This is a genomic window from Chryseobacterium sp. NRRL B-14798, from assembly GCF_050470705.1.
GTDB classification, from domain to species: Bacteria; Bacteroidota; Bacteroidia; order Flavobacteriales; family Weeksellaceae; genus Chryseobacterium; species Chryseobacterium cupriresistens.
The window spans coordinates 4349157-4371394 of the sequence record NZ_JBFLUL010000005.1 but is presented as its reverse complement, the minus strand read 5'-3'; the positions used below and the strand labels follow the sequence as shown (position 1 = coordinate 4371394).

Genomic DNA, 22238 nt, shown 5'->3' with positions numbered 1-22238 from the left:
CTTATTTATAGATCTTTATAAAGAGAGAAAACGAATTGATGAATATAATCTGACTGATCATTATACAGGAACTCCTCAATAAAAATTAGTTTCTCATTTTTTACGGATAATAAAAACATTTGAATTAAATCGTAATTTTTCAGATTGACCGTCAGTGTATTATCTCCTTTTACCCACTGTATCCATTGTGGAATTTGTTTTAATTTTCTCCACTCTTCAATATTTTGAAACAGAAGATCTCTTTTACCAGATTGAAGAATAGAATCAAAATAATGAATTTGTTCAGGATCAATTTTCCACTGTGCTTTAGACAGAATTATATTTTGATATTCAACTCTTGGAAGGAAGTCATAAATTTGGGATAATCCCCCCCAGTTAAATGATAAGTAAGGTTTTACATTCTGATTATTATAATCGCATAAAAAATGGTAGACAGGTAAAGAGTTCTTTAAATAATTATGGGCATTCGTAAGATGAGGAATAATTTCTTTATTGTGCTTCTTTGACCTTAGGAATAACTGGTTATTCTTTATGGACAGGTATAAGTCTTCCACAAAAATTTGATTGTCTCTTTCTAATGCAGAGCCCGCCAGATAAGGAATTTCATATTCTCTTATAGAAGGTCTTCTGATCACATTTCCAATTCTGGATTCGGGTAAGTGTACAATTTCTGCTAAAATTTTGTCCGGATTAAGTTCCTGTTCTTTTTCAGCAATGGCTTTCACCAAATCTTTTATAGATGATTTTTCTGAACAGAATCTGCCCAATAATTTTCCGGCATTTCCACCGGCAGATTTTAAAAATAATTTTTCCTGCTGATTTTCTGAAATGATTTCGGTCATAACGGACAGTGTATCTGGTAGTTGATTCCACTGTTCCTCAAAACCATTAAAATCTTCATCAGTTAAATGTATTACATGATCTTTATTCCAATAAGCTTTTTGTAATTTACGATTGAGAATAATTTGTACTGGATTAAGATTTACCTGAATTTCTTTTTTCTGATTAGAATAGGGCAGGATTAAATCTTCAATATAAGGATGAACTCCTTTGGCCGGAATATCTTGTAAATAGCCAATTCCTATTTCCGGATCTAAAGCATAAGATAATGGAACTTCTTCATTATCAAATCTTTCATAAAAGGCTTTTTTGAATTTTTCTAAAGTAGATTCTTTGTAAGGAATAGCAATTTTATTCAGAAAAGAGATTCCTTTCTTCAGTTCTTTTTTCCATTGATAGGATAAATTTGTTTCATCTTCAAAATAAAGATCTGTCTGAAAAAGATATTTCTTTTCATATTGTACATTCAGCTTTTTGATGAGTTCCTCAATTTCAGAATATGCTTCTGCCGTATTTCCAAAATGTAAATCAAGTTCACTGATCTTGTTTTTAATAGCCACCAAAATATCTTTTTCCTGATGCCTGCCAATTTTGTTTAGCATATAAATTAATCGTTCCAGAAAATCTCCTCCCGAAACTGTTGGATTAATTTCACTTATTAAAACCTGATTTCCGATAAGCTCATCAATAAATTCCCGGGCTTCTTCAAAGGATATATCTTCATGAACAAGAGAGGTGGCAAGCTGGTCAATTGTTTTACCCGTTTCTGAAAACTGTAGTATAAGTTCTAACTCTTTGGAAATGGGAGCGGAAGAAATGATGTAATCTCTTTTTCCTCCTGTATTTTCATATTCTACAAAGCGAATTTTATTTCCAACCTTGTGAATACTGTTGTTAGGAAAAAAAGAGATACTATTTTTAATGGACGGAATTAAAAGAAGCTGCTCTGATAGCGCTACTAAAAAATGCATATCCAGCTTTGTATCTCTTACTTTTGTAGGCTCTGAGAATATCGGAAATAGAGTCTCTTTTTCAAATTTTCCTATACTAACTCCTGAAAATAAACCAAATGGGGTACAGCGGGTACTTGAGCGGTTATAATATTTTAATAATGAAATCTTTGTTTTTTCATTTGGCAAATTAGACGTTGTATGTTCACGATCCATCAATTTCTCTATCTCATCATATAAGGAAAGAGAAGCTAAATAAATAGCTTCTCTAAAAATTGTATGGTTGCAATATTTTTCTAAAGATCCCTTGGCGAAGTTTTCACCAGAGAAATTATCCTGAAATTCTTTGTATGAAAAAATAGGTGATCTGACAACAAATGTATCAAAAAACTGAAATGGAAAACGTGGCATTAATTAAGTGAAATAGGGATTTCTATAAAGCTGTTATTGTAAAATTTTATTTCCATAGGAACTGCAGCATCCTTGATGGTTTCTTCGCTTACATCTTTTCCTGTTCCATAATTTATCTGCATAAGTGGATTTTTTATAGCTCCTAATACTAAAACCAGTTTACTTCCTTTTTCCATTTTTTTACTTACAAATTCATTGTTGGTAACAGTTATACTTGTTTCTTTGTTCTCACGCAGCAATTTTCTTTTCTCTGAGCTTTTAGCATAGCTTGCTCTTCCATAATAGGTGGATAACAGAAAATATTTACCTTCTTTGGTCTTTTCATAAAGTTTCATATATACATCAACATCCTTTTTATTAACAGATAATTTCAGATTACCCACAAAATTTCCTGTAAATTCCACCGGTTTTTCAAATGGCTCTGATGAAAATACAACGGCGTCTGGACTGTAAATTTTACTATCCAGCACGTTATCTTTTTGCTTAAAAAGCTCATCTGCATTGGTACGATCTTTTAAATCTACCGTAAGCGGTGTGAAGTCTTTATCTCTATCTTTTGCTGAAGAAAGCTGATGTTGGCTTGTGATATAGAATTTTAATTTATTTTTATCAAAATTATCAATGCTTGAGGTACTTCTCCATTCATTGGTTCCCATTACCTGATAATTAATTTTATCTTTTAAGAAAGCTGGTTTTAATTTACCCTTCAGAATATAATCAAACCATTCCATTGTTATATTTGCGATATCCATATTGGCTTCAGAATCAATAGTATATCCTTTTAGTTTATTTTTGATATAACCCTGAGCTCCCGAATGATCATAGGGCCCGATAATCAAATAATGATTAGCGTTTTTGTTGTATTTATAGTGATTTCTGAAATAGTATAACGCTCCCAGCTGATCAGAATCATAATATCCCGTAATGGTTAAAACCGGGATGTTGATATTAGAATATTCCTTTTTGTAAGGAATCATTTTCTGCCAATAGCTGTCGAATGACGGATGCTTTAACCAGCGCTGAAATATGATATTTTTTTTACCGGCAATAGAATCTAACTTTTTAAATGCCTCACCACCTTCATACCATTTTTTAAAAACAGAATTCCAATGATCCTCATCTTTGAATCCCGCATCAAGCATTTTATTATTGGTAACATAGTTAATCCAACGAAGAGAATAGGAGGCAAAGATGTTATTATTCATGGGGAAATCTACTACGCCAATTCCTACAGAGGCCTGTGGAATAATAGTTTTTAGAGCCGGATGAACATTTTTAGCTGCTGCCCATTGGCTGAATCCCAGATAACTGCCTCCGATCATTCCTACTTTGCCATTGCTCCAGGGCTGTTTTGTAATCCAGTCAATGACCTTATTAATATCTTCCTGCTCATGCTCAAAAGGTTCTATGGCAGCGTTACTCGTATATTTTCCTCTGGGATATATGTAAACAGAATGATAACCATAGCTTGCCTGTACTTTTTGATCATTCGCATCTTCTGCATCAGGATAGATGGAATTGACCAGGATGGTAGATTCCGGACTAGCTATTTTTTTATTTAAAACAACCCTTATACTAATTTCATTATTGATTAATAAACTGTCTTTTACCTCAAAGTTCCTGGAGTCGAGTTCTTTTAAATAATTTTTAGCAATATCAAATGTAGGTCCTGTTATATATGAGTTATAACTTCTGCATAGTTGTAAAGCTTTTTTCAGATCTACGCTGTCTTTGTTCTCAAAATCATTTTTAAGAGTAGCCAGAATTTCCTTTTTTGTTTTCTCGGTATCACCATTGAAATAGCGGGGAAGTATGATCTGTGTTTTTATAGGCAGACTTTCATATTTTTTGAGAAATTCTTCTTTATATTTTTCCTGAAAATTTTTGTGCGAATTTTTATTTTTTTGAGCATTTATGTAAATTTCATACTGTGTTCCCATGGCGTAAGAAATAATGGGATTACTTTTTCTGTAAACACTGCGTACTGAATCTAGCTGACTTAAAGCAGTATCATAGTTTTGTGCTGCCATACTTACTCTGAAAAGATTATCATACTTTACCGCCTTGTCTTTTTCTTTATAATTCTTTTGTATTTCAGAATTTAAATAAGAAATTAAAGGCTGCAGTTTTTCAATATTGTATTCATTAAAATGTTTAATACTTATTTTCTGAGAAAAAGAAATATTGAATGTAATGAAAAAAGATAGGGCTAACAGGTACTTCATAAAAATAAAAAATCAGTAATTTTTCTCAAAATTACTGATAAAATGTTAAAATTGTCATTAATTTTTTACTGTCACATCTAGAGTATCTAATGTTTTGTCTAAGACCGTATCATTACCACCATTCAAAAGCATTTGATCACCTCCTCCGGAGCTAATCCCTCCTTTTATTTTAGACATTTGAACTTTGTTTAGGGATAATCTTTTTTCTGTTTTTTTAATTTTTTTCACTGCTGAAGTAATTTTAAGATTTTTAAATAAATTGAAGTACAAAGGAAATTCTATTCCTGTAAATAAAGAATTTATATATACCGAAATTGATAAATTTCGGTGAGATTTACATGTAAAATATTAATTTTTAGCAGTTTATAATTTTGTTTTAATTGAGTGCTTTTATATAATAAGAAGGAAGTGTTCCTGTTATTTTTTTGAAGGCATTCGTGAAAGACTCAGCATTGTTGTAGCCAATATCATCAGCAATAGCAGCAATGGTATGCTTTCTTATTTTTTCGTTAGATTTTAATTCTTCAACAATATAGTTGATCCTAAGCTCGTTCAGATATTGGGAAAAGTTTTTACCCTTTAATTCATTGACTAGCTTTGAGAGATAATCTCTGTTTGTATCAAATTCTTTTGACAGAGAATCTAAAGTAATATTTTTATTGAGAAAACTATTAGTCTTTTCAAACTGTTCTATTTTATCAATGAGTATTTTAAATTTTGGATTAGAAGAAAGGTCACTTTTCGTAGCTTTTTCCTTTCTTTCAATGATAATGGAAGGATCATTTGTAATGGGAGTTTCATTCTTTTGCTCTTTTTCCAGCACAGGGGTGCTCAAAGGTTTTTCTGATAATACTTTTGCCTGCTTTTCGTATTCTTTTATTTTCTTCCTGTTTTTCCTGATTACAAATATGAAAGCTAAAGTAATCATAAGCAAACACGCTATCAGCCAGGCATTCTGATGGTTCAGTCTTTCAATTACACTTACCTTTTCTTTCATAAGCAAAGGGGTGTCATATTTTTTCAGAATTTCTTTTGAAAGATTTTTTCGGTTCACAGCTATTATACTGTCACTATACATCAGGTTGTCAATGTATTTTAGTTGTTTTTTTAAATCGCCTTTCTTTTTATAAAAGTCTATCAGAATTTCATATCCCTCTCTTTTTATAGGTTCAAAACTGTTGAAAGTAAAAGAAATTGAATCTGCCTTTTTAAAAAATTCTATAGCTTCGTTTTCACTGCGGGTTGCATATTTTATTTTTCCCAGATAGTAATATAAAACTCCTAGATTACTATAATCTTTATTTGTTATCAATCCTTTTTGTACTTCCAGCAGGATTTTATAAGACAGCGAATAATCTTTTACATAAAAGAGGCTAATCCCTTTTATCATAAGCAGATAGCTGTAATAAGAATAATTATTGTATTTCTTACATTCTGTAAGCCCCAGATCTGCAAATTCAATACCTTTTTTATAGTCCTTACATTTGGTATAAATATTAGCTAAAGAAAAAATAGAAGCAATATAGTTTTTAGCATCTACATTGTTGTCTTTTATTTTATCTTTTTCATACTTATAGTATTTCAAAAAGAGAGGAAGTGCTTCCTGATATTCTTCTGTGGCTGTTTTTAGGATAGCAATGAGCTTGTTTATATAAAAAAACTGTTCTTTATTTTCAGCTTTGTTGTGATTAATAGCTATAGTATATTCATCTAAAGCCTCTTTGTATTTCCCTTCATTGTTGAATAAAATACCCTTTAATATATAAGATTTTGCCGGGTAATCGTAGTTATTAACGTTTTTTGAGGCAGAGATGAGTGAATCTGCAAAGGGATGCCCGTTTTCATTCTTCAGATTTTTTACCCGTGCTATATTATAATATCCATCAAACAGGATGTCCCTATTATTTTCTTTCTTTCCTTTTAATAGAATGTAATTGGCTAGAAGCTCAGCTTTATCGTTGTCAACCTGGAATACTTTATTGTAAGCATCATTAATATACTTATAACTTTTATTCTTTAACGAGTCTGGAATGTTTAGTCCCTTTATGCTTTGAGAAAAGAAAAAAACAGGGAAAACAGTTAAAATAATTAAATGAAACTTCTTCATATTTCTAAATACACTGCAAATTTATGAATTATCATCGGATTTTTATCATGGAAGTATAAGAGGTTGTTTATCAGTTGTGTATTGATCTCTTTGAATCGTGAATTTGTAAATTTTTGGAAAAAGATATACCGATATTGATCAATCTCGGATTACTAATCTTGTAAACCTTAGGTATAATCATGATGTTTGCATCAGAAATATTGAAAGTAAATGAGGAAAATAGTAATATGTGTAAGTGTTTTGCTTCCGTTGTTGGGTTTCTCTCAAGAGAAGAAAGATTCCATTAAAACAGTTATAGAAAAACAAATTGCAGAAATAAAAGTGAATGGTAAAAAACCTTTTTTTGAACAAAAGGATGACCGTTTTGTTTTTAATGTTGAAAATAGCGATTTGGTTGTAGGAAATCACATATCCGAAGTTCTCTCTCAAACACCATTATTAAAATTAGATGATAATAAAATAACTCTTCTGGGAACGAACGCCTCTGTTTACATCAATGACAGAAAATCAGTTCTTAAAGGCAAAGATTTAATACAATATCTTAATGCTATGCCGGCTTCTAATCTGGTAAAGATAGAGCTGGTTACCAATCCTTCCTCAAAATATGATCTGGAGGATGCAATGATTATTAATCTGAAGCTGAAGAAACTGGAAACAGATGGACTGAAAGGAAGTTTTACCATTACAGATAAACAAAACAGAAAAAACAGCCAGCAGGCGAATATTGCTTTAAATTATCATAAAAACAGATTTTCAAATAATACCATGTTGTTTTTTGAAAATAATAATGACCTGCAAAGAAACAGTATTGATAATTATAGCTCAAAATTCAGCAGAAATCAGATTATAGGAAGTACGCTGATTAAAGAAACCAACTTTGGAGGAAATACAGGTTTTGATTACGAGCTTAATGAAAGAAGCAGCATAGGAGGTATTCTGGAATATTACCACAAAACACCTGAATCTTCACTTGAAAACAGGAATATATACTATGATACTACAGGAGGAATTTTTGAAAACAGAACGGTAAATACACAAAATGATAAGCTGAACCTTTTCGGAGGAAATGTTTATTACAGCTTTAATGATGATAAAAAATCCAAGCGATTGGATATCAACTTTGATTATTACACCCATCACAGAGATAATACGACGGAGTTTTTCAATTTGACGAACCCGTATTCAAACTTAATATATAATGATTATCAGAAAGACAATTACACCGTAAGGGTAGATTATTCTAAAACTTTCGAGAAACTGAAAATAAGTCTTGAAGCAGGAGGAAAGCTTAATTGGCTTTCTACAGATAATCCTTATACCTATTATAATGCAGACGGTACATTGAATACCCTGTTTTCTAATAATTTTACTTATCATGAAAATATAAACGCGTTATATACTAATATTAAGAAAAAAATCTTTTCTGTGCTGGACGTCAACTTAGGGGTGCGTTATGAAAACACAAATATCAACGCAAAACAAAACACAGTTAGCGAGAACTTTTCCAGAAGTTACAACAATATTGTACCCAGCATCAACCTTTCTTATATGATCAATAAGAACAACAGAGTTTCTCTGGGATACAGAACTGCATTATGGAGACCTTATGTAGATGATTTAAACCCATTTATTTATAAAAATAATGAAACCTGGTGGGAAACAGGAAATCCTGACCTTAATGTGGCAAAGATGTATTTATTCAATGCGAGCTACAGTATAAAAAGAACCTGGGTGTTTGTAAGTAATTTCGGAATTGTAAAAAATCCTATTCTTCCTTATACAGAGGTTGTAGATAATGTTTCCATTACAAGACCCAAAAACTTTGAAGGTAATGTAAAGCGTCTTTATGTGGGATTGAACTATAACAAACCATTGTTTGAAAACAAATGGATGTTCAATCTGTCTACAGGAATGTATTATATCAATAATGCAGATATCTATGATGTTCATCCTAGTTCTTGGTATAATAATTCTTCCGTTACAATTAGTGGAAATAATCTTTGGAATAAAGGCTGGAACATAAGCTATAACTTTGGTTACACCTCTCCATATACATTAGTTAATAAGAAAAACGGTTATTTTATCAATAATCAGCTTGAGGTTTCAAAGAGTTATAAAGATTTTAAGTTCAAGCTTTCTGTAAAAGATCTGTTGAATCTTTCAAACTCCCGTAATACACTATATAATAATGACGGATATATTGAAACTCTTTCGCAATCAAATTTAAGATCCATATCACTCAGCATATCCAAAACATTCGGAAACAACAAAGTAAAAAAGGTGAATACCGGAGATATAGACAAGGGGAGAACTCAAAATGAAAACCCCCGACTATAATCCTTCAACTTTTACTAAAAACTAATAACCATGAAAAACAAAAAACTTGTGGAGTTATCCAAAAAGATAACCCTCGGTAAGATCAAAAAATTAGAAAAACAAGAAGTTTTAACAATCTACGCAGGAAAGAATATTACTGGAGATTGCTATGGACATCCTGATTGTAATACATACTGTGGTCCGTTTATCTGCTCGACGAATGATTGTTGGAGCTTTTCATAAAAATTTTTACTGAACCTTCTCTGAAGCCAGAACTTTTCAGCAAACTATTAACCATGAAAACTTATTGTGATGAAAAACAAAAAGCTGTTTGAATTGTCTAAAAAAATTACTGAGAACAAAATCCCAGGAATGAAAAGAGAATCAGTTGAAGTTATTAAGGGAGGAATACAAAAAGAGATTATATCAGACTGTGCATGTTTCGGTGCAAATGCATGTTGGGGTTATGGAACCAGCCCATGTGCATCAAACAGTTGTTGGGCTTATTTTGACCAATAATTCGCCCACATAGGCTTGATTAATTTTTATAGAGTTAAGATTCGTAATAAACATAAAAAACTTACTTCTATGAAAAACAAAAAGCTTAAGATGATTTCTCAGAAAATCACAAATGTCAAAATGAAAAAACTGCAAAAAGAGGGCCTTGTATTTATTACCGGTGGCTTACTCGCTTACCATTGTAGCCAATGTACCTGTAGTTGGTGCAGGCCGGATCTGCACGTAGATCCTAATTGCTGGAGCTTTTCATAAAGAAATTTGTATTCTGTATAGTCCTGTGTGGAATTAAAACTGTTCAGGAGAATTATTAACCATGAAAATTTATTGTCATGAAAAACAAAAAATTGTTTGAATTGTCTAAAAAAATTACTGAAAACAAGCTACAGGGAATGAGCGAAAATTCAGTAAAGACAATCAAAGGAGGTAGACTTCCTTTGGAATTAGCAGCAGACTGTACAAGTCAGAACAGCTGCTGGGGATTCGGAGGTACAGCTACTTGCAGTGGTAACAGCTGCTGGAGTTATAACTAATAGAACTCTGATTCCACAAATTTATGTTCTGCAGGGTCTTGTGTGGAATTAAAACTTTACAAGAGAAAAAATTAACCTAAGATTTATTGTGATGAAAAACAAAAAATTGTTTGAACTGTCTAAAAAAATCACTGAAAATAAGCTACAGGGAATGAGCGAAAGTTCAGTAAAGACAATCAAAGGAGGTAAGTTACCTTTAGAACTAGCGGCAACGTGCACAAGTCAGAATGACTGCTGGGGATTCGGAGGTACACAAACTTGCAGTGGTAACGAATGTTGGAGTTACAACTAAAGTAAAAAGTAGAGTAGCATTCGTGCTACTCTATTTAATATTAAAATAAAATAATTATGAAATACAAATTATCAAGATATATCCATACCATAGAAAACGAAGAAATTTTAGATGATCATGTCATTCTTTTTTCTACCCGTTCCGGAACATCCATTGAAGTGAAAAAAGGGTTATACGAAAAAATATGTAATCTTGAAACCACTCAGATTCCCGAAGAAATTTTTATCAACCTGATAAAAAATGAATTTTATGTACCTGAGTTTGAAGATGAGTTAAGAGAAATCCTTTCAGATAACATCATGTCTGTAGATCATCAGGATCTGAAAACACTTTCTTATGTGATTCAGCCTTCAGGAAACTGCCAGCTGGGATGTCACTATTGCGGCCAGTTGCATACTAACAAAAGTATGTCAAAAGAAGTTTTAGATCTTACCTATGACAGAATCATTACTAAAATGGAAAGTCTGTCAAACGATCTGGAGCATTTGAGTATTACATGGTATGGAGGAGAGCCGTTAACAGGTCTTTCGGCTATCTCTAATTTATCCACCCGTTTAATCAGCCTTTGTGAAGAGAAAAATTTAAAATATTCTTCAAGAATTATTACAAATGCTTTAAGCCTTAAATATTCTCTTTTTGAAAAACTGGTAAAAAATTACAGGGTTACAGAATATCAGATCACAATTGACGGAACTCAGGAATTCCATGATAAGAGAAGATATCTGAAAAATGGTTCTAACAGTTTTGATATTATCATTAAAAATATCAAAGAAATTGTTAATTCCGAATTATATCAAAAAGAAGCAAGTTTCAATATCAGATGTAATGTGGATAAAGAGAACAGCTACAATGTGATAGATTTTATTGATTATCTGGAAGCAGAAGGAATCCTTCAGCACGTAAGTTTCTATCTTGCTCCCATCCACGACTGGGGTGATAACAAAGCTACTATTAAAGGCGTGTCAAAAGAAGAATTTGCTGAGCTTGAAATAGAAGTTTATATGAAGCTTCTGCAATCAAAAGCAAAATTTAAAACACAGATTATTCCTGAAAGAGTTACTAAACCTTGTATGGTAGTAAGCCAGACCTCAGAAGTATTTGACGCTTTTGGAAATGTCTCTACATGTTGGGAAATCCCGTACACTCCAAAATATGATAACTCTGAGTTTTATGCCGGAAACATTGTGAAAGATAAAGATGTAGACAGCAAAAATGTTGTCATGAGAAACTGGTTTAATGAAATACCGGACAATAACTCATGGTGCAAAAGCTGTAAATTCCTTCCTCTGTGTGGCGGAGCATGTCCGAAAAACTGGTATGATAATATCCCGGCGTGTCCTTCCTTCAAATTTAATATTGACGACAGAATTCTTCTTCAGAGATATATTAATGAACAAGCTGTGCTTTCTTAATAGATGATGTATGGAAACAATAATTTTAGACAAAATAAAAACAGTAGAATTCAGGGAATATGAGGTGAAAAAACCAAGACATATTTTCGAAAATCTGATTGAAGAATTTAGAAAAGATATTCCGGAAGATATCCAGGCAGGATTGTTTTACTATATGAACCTGTCTGAAAAATCACTTTCTGCTTTTCGTACAGGGAATACTACCTTAGGAAATTACCTTTATTCAAAAATGCAAAGTATGAATACCTATTTCATAGAGCCTATTCATCAGGGGATGATAAGCTTAGACTATGCTTTGCTTGCGTATAAAAATTACGTGGAAAATGATTTTGTACTGGCAGAGGAAAATATTGACAGGGCTATTGAAAGTGCCTTAGTTCAGAGTAACACGTTTCCTTATTTTGCCATAATTATTGGAGAACAATCACTTAATAAAATCAGAATTTTTGCACGTACTCAAAATGAAGAGCGGTATAAGACAGAAGTCATGAAGATATTGGCTTTTTTCATGTTTAGCCAACATGAAAACGAGAGCTGCAAAAATCTGGCTGAAGATCTTCCCCTTATTGATAAGCAGGGGATGATAAAACATATTATAAACAACTCTTATATCGCCATTCTTAAATCTTCGCAGGATGAGAAAAAAACAAGACTGATATTTCAGCAGATCTTTAATGCTCTGCTAAAGCAAAATGAATTTTCAGGCGATCAGGAAAATTTACTGATAACCATGCGCTGTATAGACAAAATTGAAGATGAAGATTTTTTAGATTATCTGAACGAGAATTTTTCTCATATCAAAAGTTCTCCGCAAAAATTAGTGAAAATTATAATAGAAAATTATTTAGATAAAATATCCAATAACCAGCAATTAGTAAATGATGAAGAATTTACTAAAAAGCTAAAAACACTAGGCATAACAATTTAACTTATTATTGTGTTCAACAAATTTCCCTTTTATTCCCAAATAGAACAGATGGATTGCGGTCCGGTTTGCCTTAAGATTATTCTAAAATATTACGGTAAAGATTGTGACCTGGTATATCTGAGAAACCTTACTGAAGTTACCCGCTCCGGGGTTACTCTGGCAGATATTAATGATGCCGGTAAAAAGCTGTATTTTCATACAACTCCCTTTAAGGTTCCTTTGTCTACACTGAACGAGGATGTTCATTTACCCTGCATTTTACATTGGGAGCAGGAGCATTTTGTTGTACTCTATAAAATCAAAAATAATTTTTATTATATCTCAGACCCCAAATATGGCAGACTAAAGCTTAAAAAAGAACAGTTTGTAAAGCTTTGGATTTCGTCCGCAGATAACGAAGGGATTGGATTACAATTAATCCCGAAAGAAGAGTTTGTTGAGTTTAAACCTCCTTTTGAACGGCAGGATTTAAAAATTTTCAAAAGCTATATTCGTTCAGTTTTAGAAAAACAAAATTTCAAAATTGGACTGCTGATTTTTTTAATTACAATAAGTTCTGTTATTTCCTACATCTTTCCTCAGCTGATTCAGAAGATGTTTGACGAAGGAATGAAGTCGAAAGAAGGAAAAGTGATCATTGGAATTTTTGGATTTCAGATGCTTTTGTATGGAGGGCAGATACTCATCAATATCCTTCAGAATTTTGTAGGAGTACACTTTAGCTCACAGGTAAGCATTAAAATGCTGAATGACTTGCTGCAGAAAACAGTCAGACTTCCCGTCTCTTTTTTTGAAAACAGATTATATACAGACCTATTACAGAAAATAGAAGAACAGTCAAAAATAGAACAGTTATTAACCAGACAATTGTTATCGAATATTTTATCAGTTTTTTTACTGATTGTACTTATAATAAGGCTTTTAATATATAACCGGTATATAGCATTAGGATTTCTGGGAATTGCCGTTTTTTCCACTGTATGGATTTACTTGTTTCATAATAAAAGAAGGATTATAGATTATTATGCCTTTAAATTAAATTCAGAAAGCAAAAATCATCTTGTTGAGATGATTACCGGGATGGTTTCCGTTAAAATTAGTAATGCTCATATTTCAAGGATATCAAAGTGGGAAGAGCTGCAGAAAAAAATATATAAGACCAAAGTAAAAAGTCTTATTCTGGATATTTATCAAACCAATGTTACCAGCATTATTAAACAGTTATTTATATTTTCAACTACCTTTTTTTGCGTGTATTGGGTATCACTTGGGAAAATGACGGTTGGTGAGATGCTGAGTATAGGATATATTATAGGTATTGCTTCCGCACCCATAGAAAATCTGGTCGCGTTTTTCCGCTCATTTCAGGATTCAAGTTTAGTGTATAAAAGAGTTCAGGAAATTCTACAGCAAACCGATGAAAACCTTAATTTAAAAGAGGGAAATCAGGCTCTGCTGAGTAAGGATATTAGTTTAAATAATGTATGGTTCAAATATCCGGGGGGACATCAGCCCTATGTTTTAAAAAATATCAATTTTAAAATTCCTAACGGGAAAGTTCTTGCCATTGTTGGAGAAAGTGGAAGTGGGAAAACCACATTATCCAAACTTCTTCTGGGATTTTATCCTTCTTCAGAAGGAGATCTGAACATCGGGCAGGAAGAGCTGTTTCAGATCAATCATGATTGGTGGAGAAGCAATTGTGGAGTTGTTCTTCAGGACTCATACATATTCAGCGGAACCATAAGGGAAAATATTGCCATGCAGGAAGACGCAGATGAAAAATTATTGATCAGTGCCTGTAAATTAGCCAATATATACGAAATGATTCAAAGTCTTCCTTTAGGATTTGATACCAAAATAGGAGCCGCAGGAGATGATTTAAGCGGAGGACAGAAACAACGTATTCTTATTGCAAGGGCTGTATATAAAAATCCGGATTTTATTTTCTTTGATGAAGCTACTTCTGCACTGGATGCAGAAAATGAAAAAATTATACATGATAATTTACAGGAATTTTTTAAGGGAAGAACTGTTGTTATCATTGCACACCGTTTATCCACAGTAAAAAGTGCAGACAATATTATTGTTTTGAAAAAGGGCGAAGTTGTAGAGCAGGGTAACCACCAGGAATTAGTATCCAAAAAAGGAGAATATTTTAATTTGGTCAGAAACCAGCTGGAATTAGGAGAATAAAAGAAGACCTTAAATAATATATTTGATGAAAACAAGCTTCTTCTATGGAACTTGTTAAAAAAGGAAGCCGGAAAGGTTTCCTTTTGTGTTTGCCCATTACAGCAATATGTGTCATGATTTAATTTCTTATGCATAACATTAAACATTTGTTTAAAAAATCATAAAATATATTTAAAACACAGTTAACAGCCGTCTTCTCCGGATACCGTTGCTTTGCAAAAAAAGTAATGATGGAAAACAACAATCCACTCAACAGAAGAAGGTTTCTTAAAAATTCACTATTGGCTGCCGGAGGAATTTTCTTAGCTCCTTTAATTGAAAGCTGCAGCGACGATTTTACTGAAAATGGAAATGCCCCCGATAATCTCCAAAACGGAGGTTTTGAATCCGGGGTAGCAAGTTTTGATCCCAGCGCAACAGGAATTATTATCTGGACCCGGTATTCAAAAGGAACAGATGCAGAGATTACATGGGAAATCAGTAAAAACAGCAATTTTTCAGAAGTAGTAAGAAGAGGTCAGGCAAATGCTGCACTGGTAAATGATTTTACTATAGCGGTAGATGTACAGAATATCTCTTCCAATACAAAATATTATTACAGATTCTATAACAATACAACTAAGGAAGTCAGCGTAACAGGAGAAACCCTTACTTTACCTTCAAAATCTGATGCTGTAAGTGAAGTAAAAATGGCTGTCGTATCTTGTTCCAACTTTCCTGCAGGACTTTTCAATGTGTATGGTGCGATTGCAAAATCTGAAGCAGATGTTGTCGTACACCTTGGAGACTATATTTATGAATATGCTCCTGGACAATATGGAACAAACCCCTACACCAATCAGCTGGGAAGAGCGCATCAGCCGGCAAAGGAAATCCTTACCCTCAATGATTACAGGGAACGATACAGGCAGTACAGAGGAGATAAAAATCTTCAGCTTCTTCACCAGAAAAAGCCTTTCATCTGTGTCTGGGATGATCATGAGTTTGCCAATGATACCTATAAAACAGGAGCAGAAAACCATCAGCCGAACGAAGGAGATTTTCAGGCAAGAAAAATGGCTGCATTTCAGGCATACAGCGAATATATTCCTCTTAAAACAGGGAAAGATATGAGAATTTACAGAAGTTTCAGCTTCGGGAATATCGTTTCCCTTTACATGATGGATACAAGGGTGATTGCAAGGGATAAACAAATGGAATATTCGGATTATCTTGATAATACAGGAAGTTTTAATCAGACACAGTTTAAAACAGATTTCTTAAGCACCAGCAGAAAACTGATCGGAAACGAGCAGATGTCATGGCTGAATGCCCAGATCAATGGTGATACAGCCAAATGGAAAGTGCTTGGACAACAGATTTTAATGACGAAAATGATGGTTCCTGCAGAGCTTTTGATGCTGCTGAATCAGATTCTTGCGGAAATTAAACAGTATGGAAGTGCACAGCCGGCTACTATGCAGGTGTTTCAGAATACCATCACTCAGTTGATTATTCTTAAAACAAGACATCAACAACAGGATCCTACATTGACACCGCAGGAAATTGCAAGAATCACAACGACTTTACCATACAATCTGGATGCATGGGATGGATATTTCATGGAAAGAGAACAGCTTTACTCTGTTCTTGCAGGAAAAAATGTAGTGGTACTGGCCGGAGATACCCACAATGCATGGTTAGGAAAGCTTACCGATGCACAGGGTAAATTTATCGGGACAGAGCTTGCCTGCAGTTCCGTTTCTTCTCCCGGTCTTGAAGGATATCTGGGAATCACTTCGGATCCTGCAAAAGCAATAGAACTGGCTCAGGCATTTTCATTATTGATTGATGACCTGGAATATGCCAATCTTTATAAAAGAGGATATCTGCATGTGAAATTTACCACCGGAAGTTCTACTGCAGAGTGGAGGTTTGTAGACAATGTGATTTCCGATACCTACAATACCACTACAGAAAAGACCTATACGATTTCATAGTTTCAATAATCATATCTTATTTTCAATTTGGTAAAAAGAGTCATGGTGCTGCTGTGGCTCTTTTGTATTATTTACTTTTTTCGTATATTAAACAGATGCAAGAGGATTCAAGAAAAGATTTTTTGCCATTAACATCTGAAACATGGTGCTTCATGACCTGGATAACCAGGACTTTTGGAGTGCTTTTATTGTTGACGGCATTTCTGCTGGTATTGGGATTACCCGTTGTGGTGAGTGATAAACTGTTCATATTTATTATTGTGGCAATATTATACTATCCGGCTCTTGCTTTTGGTTTATACCGTTTCTTCAGGTATCAGAAGAGAATCAGAAAAAGAGTAGTCCGAAAGATACAGGTTGATGATAAAGGAATTCATTACGAAAGAGCCGATGGAACAATAGATCAAATTCTTTATCATGATCTGGAAAAATATAACCTTCCGGATGTATATGATGTAAGTATCAGCCCACGAAACAAGATTTATGTATTGAATGTAAAGCACAATGGTTCGGCAGCAGATGTAGATTTTGACGGAACTGATGCCGGTTACAGCTACTATATCGGAAATTTAAAAGCTCTACGAAGAAGATATATCCAGGGAATTGTACATTTTCGGCCGGATTTGCGCATAGATCCTTTGGTATATGACGTCTATTATATCAACCCCAGTGATTTTACTTTCGATAAAAAAAAGTATTGGACAGAATTTGCGCAGACTTTTGCTGCAATGATAATAGGTTGCGCAGTATTAGGAATGTTTGTGCTTGGACTGGTTAAATGGATTTTTTAAGAATAGGTTTCATTAAATCATAAAGAATTAAAATTTCCACATCCTTTATTTTCACATCTCAGAATCTTATGCTTATATTTATTTTATAGTAAAGTTTCACACCCCAATAAGATAAAGAGCATTTCTTTAGAAACCGGGCTGGATTTAAAATAAAATAAATGAAAAGTTTAAAAAAGCAGTTGGGACAGTTTCCCGATGAAAAAAGAAAAGAATATTTCAGTACACTGCCCAATTATCTTAACGGCCGGTTTCAGAATATATTGACAACCCCGGCACTGTTAGAAGGAGAGAGTATGACGAAATTACTCCTTCAAAGCCTGTGCAAAATAGAAAACACATCACCCAAAACAGCGCTCCCTTTTGTAGAGACTGATCTTAAAAATCTTCAACCGGATGAAAATGTGCTGATATGGTTTGGACATAGTTCCTATTTCATACAAGTTGATGGAAAGACATTCTTAATAGATCCTGTTTTCAGTGGAAATGCTTCTCCCATGCCGGGTTCAATAAAAGCTTTTCAGGGATCCGATTATTACAAACCGGAACATATGCCTGAGATTGACTTCCTTCTTATTTCGCATGATCATTGGGATCATCTGGATTATAAAACCGTTCAGCAATTAAAGGATAAAGTAGGAAAAGTCATTTGCGGACTGGGAACCGGACAGCATTTTGAATATTGGGGCTGGACATTTGATACAATCATTGAAAAGAACTGGTGGGAAAGTATAGACATTGCAGAAGGCTTCAGACTCACGCTTACTCCGGCAAGACACTTTTCAGGAAGATTACTGAACCGTAATATCTCGCTCTGGACCTCCTTCGTTTTAAAAACGCCTTCCAAAAATCTGTTTTTAGGAGGAGACAGCGGTTATGGAAATCATTTTACAGAAATCGGAGAGAAATTCGGGCCATTTGATCTGGCAGTAATGGAAAATGGGCAGTATAACGAAAAGTGGCCTTATATCCATACATTGCCGGACCAGCTGATGAAAGAAATAAAAGAATTAAAAGCCCAAAACTTTATCCCGGTACACAATTCCAAATTCAAGCTTGCACAGCATATCTGGTACGAACCTTTAGAGCTGGCTTCAAAACATGCTGAAGAAAACAATATCCCGGTTACCCTTCCGATGATCGGGGAAAAAGTAAATCTGGATCAGCTGGGAAAAGTAAACTGGAAAAAATGGTGGGAAGAATACAAATGATAAGTTACTAACGGAACATTCCTTTAATTAAAACATATAAAAACCTGCCCGTTACTGAGCAGGTTCTTCCTTATTATAAAAAAAATAATCATTACAAAGGTTCCTTATGGTTGACCTTTGTATGGATAATATCGTAAAATACAGCTGGGTTAGCCGCATCTGGGGTAATTCTGTAAGTAAATGTTGTTTCGTTCAAAAGCAGAATATCCACAACACGCGTAAAAGTTGGAGTCGTAAGCGTTCTCTTCTTTCCATCAGGAGAAATAGACCATGTTCCTTCAGATCGCAGTATATCATTTAAACCGAAAATTTTAAAAGTTCCGTTAGCTTTGAAGTAAGAATATCCTACATATCCGGCTACACTGGCATCAGTAAGAGCAACATTATTTCCGCTTTTATCTCTGGCACCTGTTGTTTCCCATGGAGTAGAAGCTAAAGTAAGCTGCCCGTTCGTTGGCTCAGCGTGAGAAGTTTTCGTATGGATAATATCATAATACACAGACGGATCACTGGAATTAGGACGGATTCTGTAGGTGAATTCATTTCTGTTCAACACAAGAATTTCAACATCACGGGTGAAAATAGTGGTTCCATCCGGGTTTAATGCAGCAATAGTTCTTGTTTTACCCTGAGCATCTACAGACCATGTTCCCATAGATCTCAATACATCTGTAAGGTTGTAGATCGCAAACTTTCCGTCTGCCTTGAAATAAGCAAACCCTACATATCCGGCTACACTGGCATCAGTAAGGGCAACATTATTTCCGTTTTTATCTTTAGCTCCGGTAGTTTCCCACGGCGTAGAAGACAGTACTTGTGAGGGAGTCTGCTGTTCAATAATGATTTCATTATCATCGCTTGAGCATGAAACGAAAGACGCTGATAACAGCACCGCTGCAGACAGATAACATAATTTTTTCAGTGTATTCATAAAGGTATTTTTTAAGTCTTTGCAAACTTATTCCTAATAAATATCACGGCGTTGTATAAAATATCTCTTTTGTTGTAGAAAATATAACAGATCCCAATTCAGAATGAGAAAAATGATATCATTGACAAATTTAACAATCAAAGGTGTGAAATTCCCATCCTTTGGAGGGGTGTCAAAAATTCAAAGAATTTTTGACGGGGTGGTTTCTAACATCCACCAAAAACTTTATTTTTGAACATGAATAACAGAAACCGTGGAAAAAATACCGGCGATGATACTTTATTCGGTTCAGAGAAACAGATCAGTAAGCTGAAACTGGCCGTTGAAGACATGCAGTACCTGCTGAGCAGAGATTACCCGGAAAAAGCGGCTTCGGATCTCGTCGGTAACAGGTACCGTCTGAAAACCCGTCAGATACAAGCTTTGAGAGGAATGTCGGCATCTGATGCACAGCTTCACAACAGACAGTTGAAGCATGTTGATATTTCAGATTTAAAAGAGAAAACAATATATCTTGATGGTTTCAATGTTATTATTTTATTGGAAAGTCTGCTTTCTGAAGCTTATGTTTTTGAAGGATTGGATGGCTGTATCCGTGACCTTTCAGGCGTGCATGGAACTTATAAAAGAGTTAATCAAACCTTAAGAGCAGTTGAATTGATTGCTTCTTTTTACAGGAAAAATCATATTCAGAAACTTGTATGGATTTTTGATCAACCGGTTTCCAACAGTGGAAGAATCAAGCAACTTGTTCTTGAATATGCCGGGCAGAATCAACTCAACTGGGAAGCTGATCTTCAGTTTAATCCTGATAAATTTCTGGCGGAAAGTTCAGCCATCGTTATTTCCTCAGATGCCTGGATTCTCGATCACTGCAAAGAATGGTTCAATCTTATCGGTTATTTGATCAGTGAAGAAAATCTTTCTGTTAATCTTATCAAAACAAAGTAAGTATGACTATATTTGAACCTTATATTCCACTGTTTTCAGAAGTATGGAAAAGTAAATACAAAGCTCTTTTAGCAGAAGAACACCTGGAAACTCTGGAGGAAAATATTCATGGATTTAAGCAGAATACTTTAGAATGGCAGCTGCCTTATTTTAATGAAGAAATAATCATTGACAGGCAGGAAAGCTTTGGAAAATTTATTGCTATTCTTGAAAGTAATGGTTCAGATGAGGTAAAAGCCGCATCGATGGAAGCTATTCCTTTTGAACATTGGCTGAATGTTTTAGGACAAAGATTAACCTCTGCAAGCATCCGCGATGAAAATGGTATTCCACCGTTGAAAAACATGCTGATTAATGCCTGTCTGGAACCTTTCAATAACGAAATTACCATTGCACAAAGAGCCTGGGAAAAACACATTGGAAGAATGGATGACGATTTCTGGGGCGAAATAAAAGGAAACAATCAACAGAAACAGGAGAAGGTCATGGCAAAAATCCGTGAAATTCTTGACAATAAAACCTGGTGGAATGTTTTTTTTCATTACAAACATGAGCTGGTCTTTGAAGTCCGGGAAAAAGAAGGCCACGGAATCCGCTGGAGCCACGGCGGAACAAAGCTGATCGGCTTTCTTGAAAAATTTATCAACGAATAAATACAACAGGTATCTGTGTCATCTGCGAAATCTGTGGGAAGTAAAGTCTTTCAGACGATTAAGAAGCATATATCTATCCTTTATCTTTTTCTATTCTTTTTACTGCGTAAAAACACTGCGCAGCAGATCTCTATTTTTGCAAAATAAATCACTCGGATCAAAAAAATCAACCGGGTATAAAAAAGTAAAAACAAATGAATATGTACATTGATATTGGCATTAATCTGACCAATAAACAGTTCTATAATGAACACGAAGAAATTATCAACCGTGCCTTGGATCACGGAGTTGAGCATATGATTCTCACCGGAACCAGCGTAAGAGGAAGTAAAGAATCTTCTGAAATTGCCGAAGAATATCCCGAAATTTTATTTTCAACAGCCGGAATTCATCCCCATGATGCCAAATCTTTTAATGGACAAAGTATTGATGAGCTCAGAAAACTATTAAAGCAGGATCATGTGGTTTCAGTAGGCGAATGCGGGCTGGATTTTGACCGTGATTTCTCTCCGAGAACGATCCAGGAAAAATGTTATAAAGCACAGCTGGAGCTTGCGATAGAAGTTAATAAACCACTTTTCCTTCATGAAAGAGCTGCATTTAAAAAGTTTAATGACATCACGGATGAATACCTTACCCGATTACCCGAAGCCGTTGTACATTGCTTTACCGGAACATTGGAGGAAGCAAAAACATATCTGGATAAAGGATTTTATTTAGGATTTACCGGAGCCATAAGTGATGACAAAAGATTTAAACATCTGGAAGACGTCATAAAATATGTACCTCTTGATAGAATGATGATTGAAACCGATGCTCCCTTTATGCTTCCGAAAAATATGCCCGGAATGCAGAACAGAAGAAATGAACCTTCGTTTTTACCTTATGTAGCACAAACGATTGCCCACCTGAAGAAGATCAGCATTTCCGAAGTCGCAGACGAGATCACAGAAACGGCCAGAAATTTTTTCAGACTATAAAAAAGAGCTCTACTGATGA

Annotated in this window: 18 protein-coding genes; 13 read left to right on the top strand and 5 right to left on the bottom strand. The window is 34.2% G+C overall.

The annotated features are described in order from the left end of the window. Window positions 1-5: 5 nt before the first annotated feature. The 4 genes from AB1278_RS20045 to AB1278_RS20030 all read right to left on the bottom strand — a co-directional run bounded on the left by AB1278_RS20045 (window position 6) and on the right by AB1278_RS20030 (window position 6533). On the bottom strand, window positions 6-2201 hold the full coding sequence (locus tag AB1278_RS20045) for a lantibiotic dehydratase family protein (protein ID WP_429816608.1): 2196 nt from the start codon (window positions 2199-2201) through the stop codon (window positions 6-8). After that, entirely contained in the window at window positions 2201-4426 is a 2226-nt protein-coding gene (locus tag AB1278_RS20040; RefSeq protein WP_429816605.1) for a CocE/NonD family hydrolase, read from the bottom strand. The genes AB1278_RS20045 and AB1278_RS20040 overlap by 1 nt, the downstream gene beginning before the upstream one ends. Before the next feature lie 57 nt (window positions 4427-4483). Next, window positions 4484-4654 (bottom strand): hypothetical protein, encoded by a 171-nt coding sequence (locus AB1278_RS20035; protein WP_171006273.1) that lies wholly within the window; start codon window positions 4652-4654, stop codon window positions 4484-4486. A gap of 148 nt (window positions 4655-4802) precedes the next feature. Continuing rightward, window positions 4803-6533 (bottom strand): helix-turn-helix domain-containing protein, encoded by a 1731-nt coding sequence (locus tag AB1278_RS20030; protein ID WP_429816601.1) that lies wholly within the window; start codon window positions 6531-6533, stop codon window positions 4803-4805. Between the two features lie 210 nt (window positions 6534-6743). On the opposite strand from AB1278_RS20030, the gene AB1278_RS20025 reads away from it, so the two are divergent. The 10 genes from AB1278_RS20025 (at window position 6744) to AB1278_RS19980 (ending at window position 18704) form a co-directional block, all read left to right on the top strand. Further along, complete coding sequence (locus AB1278_RS20025) at window positions 6744-8870, top strand: outer membrane beta-barrel family protein (RefSeq protein ID WP_227942359.1); 2127 nt, start codon at window positions 6744-6746, stop codon at window positions 8868-8870. Between the two features lie 30 nt (window positions 8871-8900). Continuing rightward, entirely contained in the window at window positions 8901-9092 is a 192-nt protein-coding gene (locus AB1278_RS20020; protein WP_202843658.1) for an ecotin, read from the top strand. Window positions 9093-9161: 69 nt separating this feature from the next. Continuing rightward, window positions 9162-9368 (top strand): ecotin, encoded by a 207-nt coding sequence (locus AB1278_RS20015; protein ID WP_202843656.1) that lies wholly within the window; start codon window positions 9162-9164, stop codon window positions 9366-9368. Window positions 9369-9697: 329 nt separating this feature from the next. Next, window positions 9698-9898, top strand: coding sequence for a hypothetical protein (locus AB1278_RS20010; RefSeq protein ID WP_002983500.1), 201 nt, complete (start codon window positions 9698-9700; stop codon window positions 9896-9898). A gap of 348 nt (window positions 9899-10246) precedes the next feature. Further along, window positions 10247-11602: a radical SAM/SPASM domain-containing protein gene (locus AB1278_RS20005; protein ID WP_002983497.1), complete on the top strand. Its 1356-nt coding sequence runs from the start codon at window positions 10247-10249 to the stop codon at window positions 11600-11602. Window positions 11603-11612: 10 nt separating this feature from the next. After that, window positions 11613-12530, top strand: coding sequence for a hypothetical protein (locus tag AB1278_RS20000; RefSeq protein ID WP_227942357.1), 918 nt, complete (start codon window positions 11613-11615; stop codon window positions 12528-12530). Between the two features lie 9 nt (window positions 12531-12539). Next, window positions 12540-14726, top strand: a complete 2187-nt coding sequence (locus AB1278_RS19995) for a peptidase domain-containing ABC transporter (protein ID WP_429816594.1) — start codon at window positions 12540-12542, stop codon at window positions 14724-14726. Between the two features lie 227 nt (window positions 14727-14953). Beyond that, window positions 14954-16705: an alkaline phosphatase D family protein gene (locus AB1278_RS19990; protein ID WP_429816591.1), complete on the top strand. Its 1752-nt coding sequence runs from the start codon at window positions 14954-14956 to the stop codon at window positions 16703-16705. A gap of 152 nt (window positions 16706-16857) precedes the next feature. After that, entirely contained in the window at window positions 16858-17496 is a 639-nt protein-coding gene (locus AB1278_RS19985) for a hypothetical protein (RefSeq protein WP_429816588.1), read from the top strand. 158 nt (window positions 17497-17654) lie between these two features. Then, window positions 17655-18704 (top strand): MBL fold metallo-hydrolase, encoded by a 1050-nt coding sequence (locus AB1278_RS19980; protein WP_429816585.1) that lies wholly within the window; start codon window positions 17655-17657, stop codon window positions 18702-18704. A 91-nt stretch (window positions 18705-18795) separates the two neighbouring features. On the opposite strand, the gene AB1278_RS19975 is transcribed toward AB1278_RS19980, so the two are convergent. Next, a complete protein-coding gene (locus AB1278_RS19975; RefSeq protein ID WP_429816582.1) occupies window positions 18796-19635 on the bottom strand; it encodes a DUF4822 domain-containing protein in 840 nt (279 codons plus the stop codon). Between the two features lie 237 nt (window positions 19636-19872). Here AB1278_RS19975 and AB1278_RS19970 point away from each other — a divergent pair, with 237 nt between their 5' ends. From AB1278_RS19970 to AB1278_RS19960, 3 genes are all read left to right on the top strand, one after another. After that, entirely contained in the window at window positions 19873-20586 is a 714-nt protein-coding gene (locus tag AB1278_RS19970) for a DUF434 domain-containing protein (RefSeq protein ID WP_429816579.1), read from the top strand. Between the two features lie 2 nt (window positions 20587-20588). Next, a complete protein-coding gene (locus tag AB1278_RS19965; RefSeq protein WP_429816576.1) occupies window positions 20589-21239 on the top strand; it encodes a hypothetical protein in 651 nt (216 codons plus the stop codon). 194 nt (window positions 21240-21433) lie between these two features. Beyond that, on the top strand, window positions 21434-22219 hold the full coding sequence (locus AB1278_RS19960) for a TatD family hydrolase (protein ID WP_343643243.1): 786 nt from the start codon (window positions 21434-21436) through the stop codon (window positions 22217-22219). Window positions 22220-22238 lie beyond the last annotated feature (19 nt).

Excerpts from the sequence above, each read along its gene's own strand:
- AB1278_RS19985 (WP_429816588.1), top strand. The coding sequence starts at position 16,858 with ATGACCTGGATAACCAGGACTTTTGGAGTGCTTTTATTGTTGACGGCA.
- AB1278_RS20020 (WP_202843658.1), top strand. The coding sequence starts at position 8,901 with ATGAAAAACAAAAAACTTGTGGAGTTATCCAAAAAGATAACCCTCGGT.
- AB1278_RS20030 (WP_429816601.1), bottom strand. The coding sequence starts at position 6,533 with ATGAAGAAGTTTCATTTAATTATTTTAACTGTTTTCCCTGTTTTTTTC.
- AB1278_RS19965 (WP_429816576.1), top strand. The coding sequence starts at position 20,589 with ATGACTATATTTGAACCTTATATTCCACTGTTTTCAGAAGTATGGAAA.
- AB1278_RS19980 (WP_429816585.1), top strand. The coding sequence starts at position 17,655 with ATGAAAAGTTTAAAAAAGCAGTTGGGACAGTTTCCCGATGAAAAAAGA.
- AB1278_RS19970 (WP_429816579.1), top strand. The coding sequence starts at position 19,873 with ATGAATAACAGAAACCGTGGAAAAAATACCGGCGATGATACTTTATTC.
- AB1278_RS20015 (WP_202843656.1), top strand. The coding sequence starts at position 9,162 with ATGAAAAACAAAAAGCTGTTTGAATTGTCTAAAAAAATTACTGAGAAC.
- AB1278_RS20010 (WP_002983500.1), top strand. The coding sequence starts at position 9,698 with ATGAAAAACAAAAAATTGTTTGAATTGTCTAAAAAAATTACTGAAAAC.
- AB1278_RS20040 (WP_429816605.1), bottom strand. The coding sequence starts at position 4,426 with ATGAAGTACCTGTTAGCCCTATCTTTTTTCATTACATTCAATATTTCT.
- AB1278_RS19960 (WP_343643243.1), top strand. The coding sequence starts at position 21,434 with ATGAATATGTACATTGATATTGGCATTAATCTGACCAATAAACAGTTC.
- AB1278_RS20045 (WP_429816608.1), bottom strand. The coding sequence starts at position 2,201 with ATGCCACGTTTTCCATTTCAGTTTTTTGATACATTTGTTGTCAGATCA.
- AB1278_RS20000 (WP_227942357.1), top strand. The coding sequence starts at position 11,613 with ATGGAAACAATAATTTTAGACAAAATAAAAACAGTAGAATTCAGGGAA.
- AB1278_RS20025 (WP_227942359.1), top strand. The coding sequence starts at position 6,744 with ATGAGGAAAATAGTAATATGTGTAAGTGTTTTGCTTCCGTTGTTGGGT.
- AB1278_RS19990 (WP_429816591.1), top strand. The coding sequence starts at position 14,954 with ATGATGGAAAACAACAATCCACTCAACAGAAGAAGGTTTCTTAAAAAT.
- AB1278_RS19975 (WP_429816582.1), bottom strand. The coding sequence starts at position 19,635 with ATGAATACACTGAAAAAATTATGTTATCTGTCTGCAGCGGTGCTGTTA.
- AB1278_RS20005 (WP_002983497.1), top strand. The coding sequence starts at position 10,247 with ATGAAATACAAATTATCAAGATATATCCATACCATAGAAAACGAAGAA.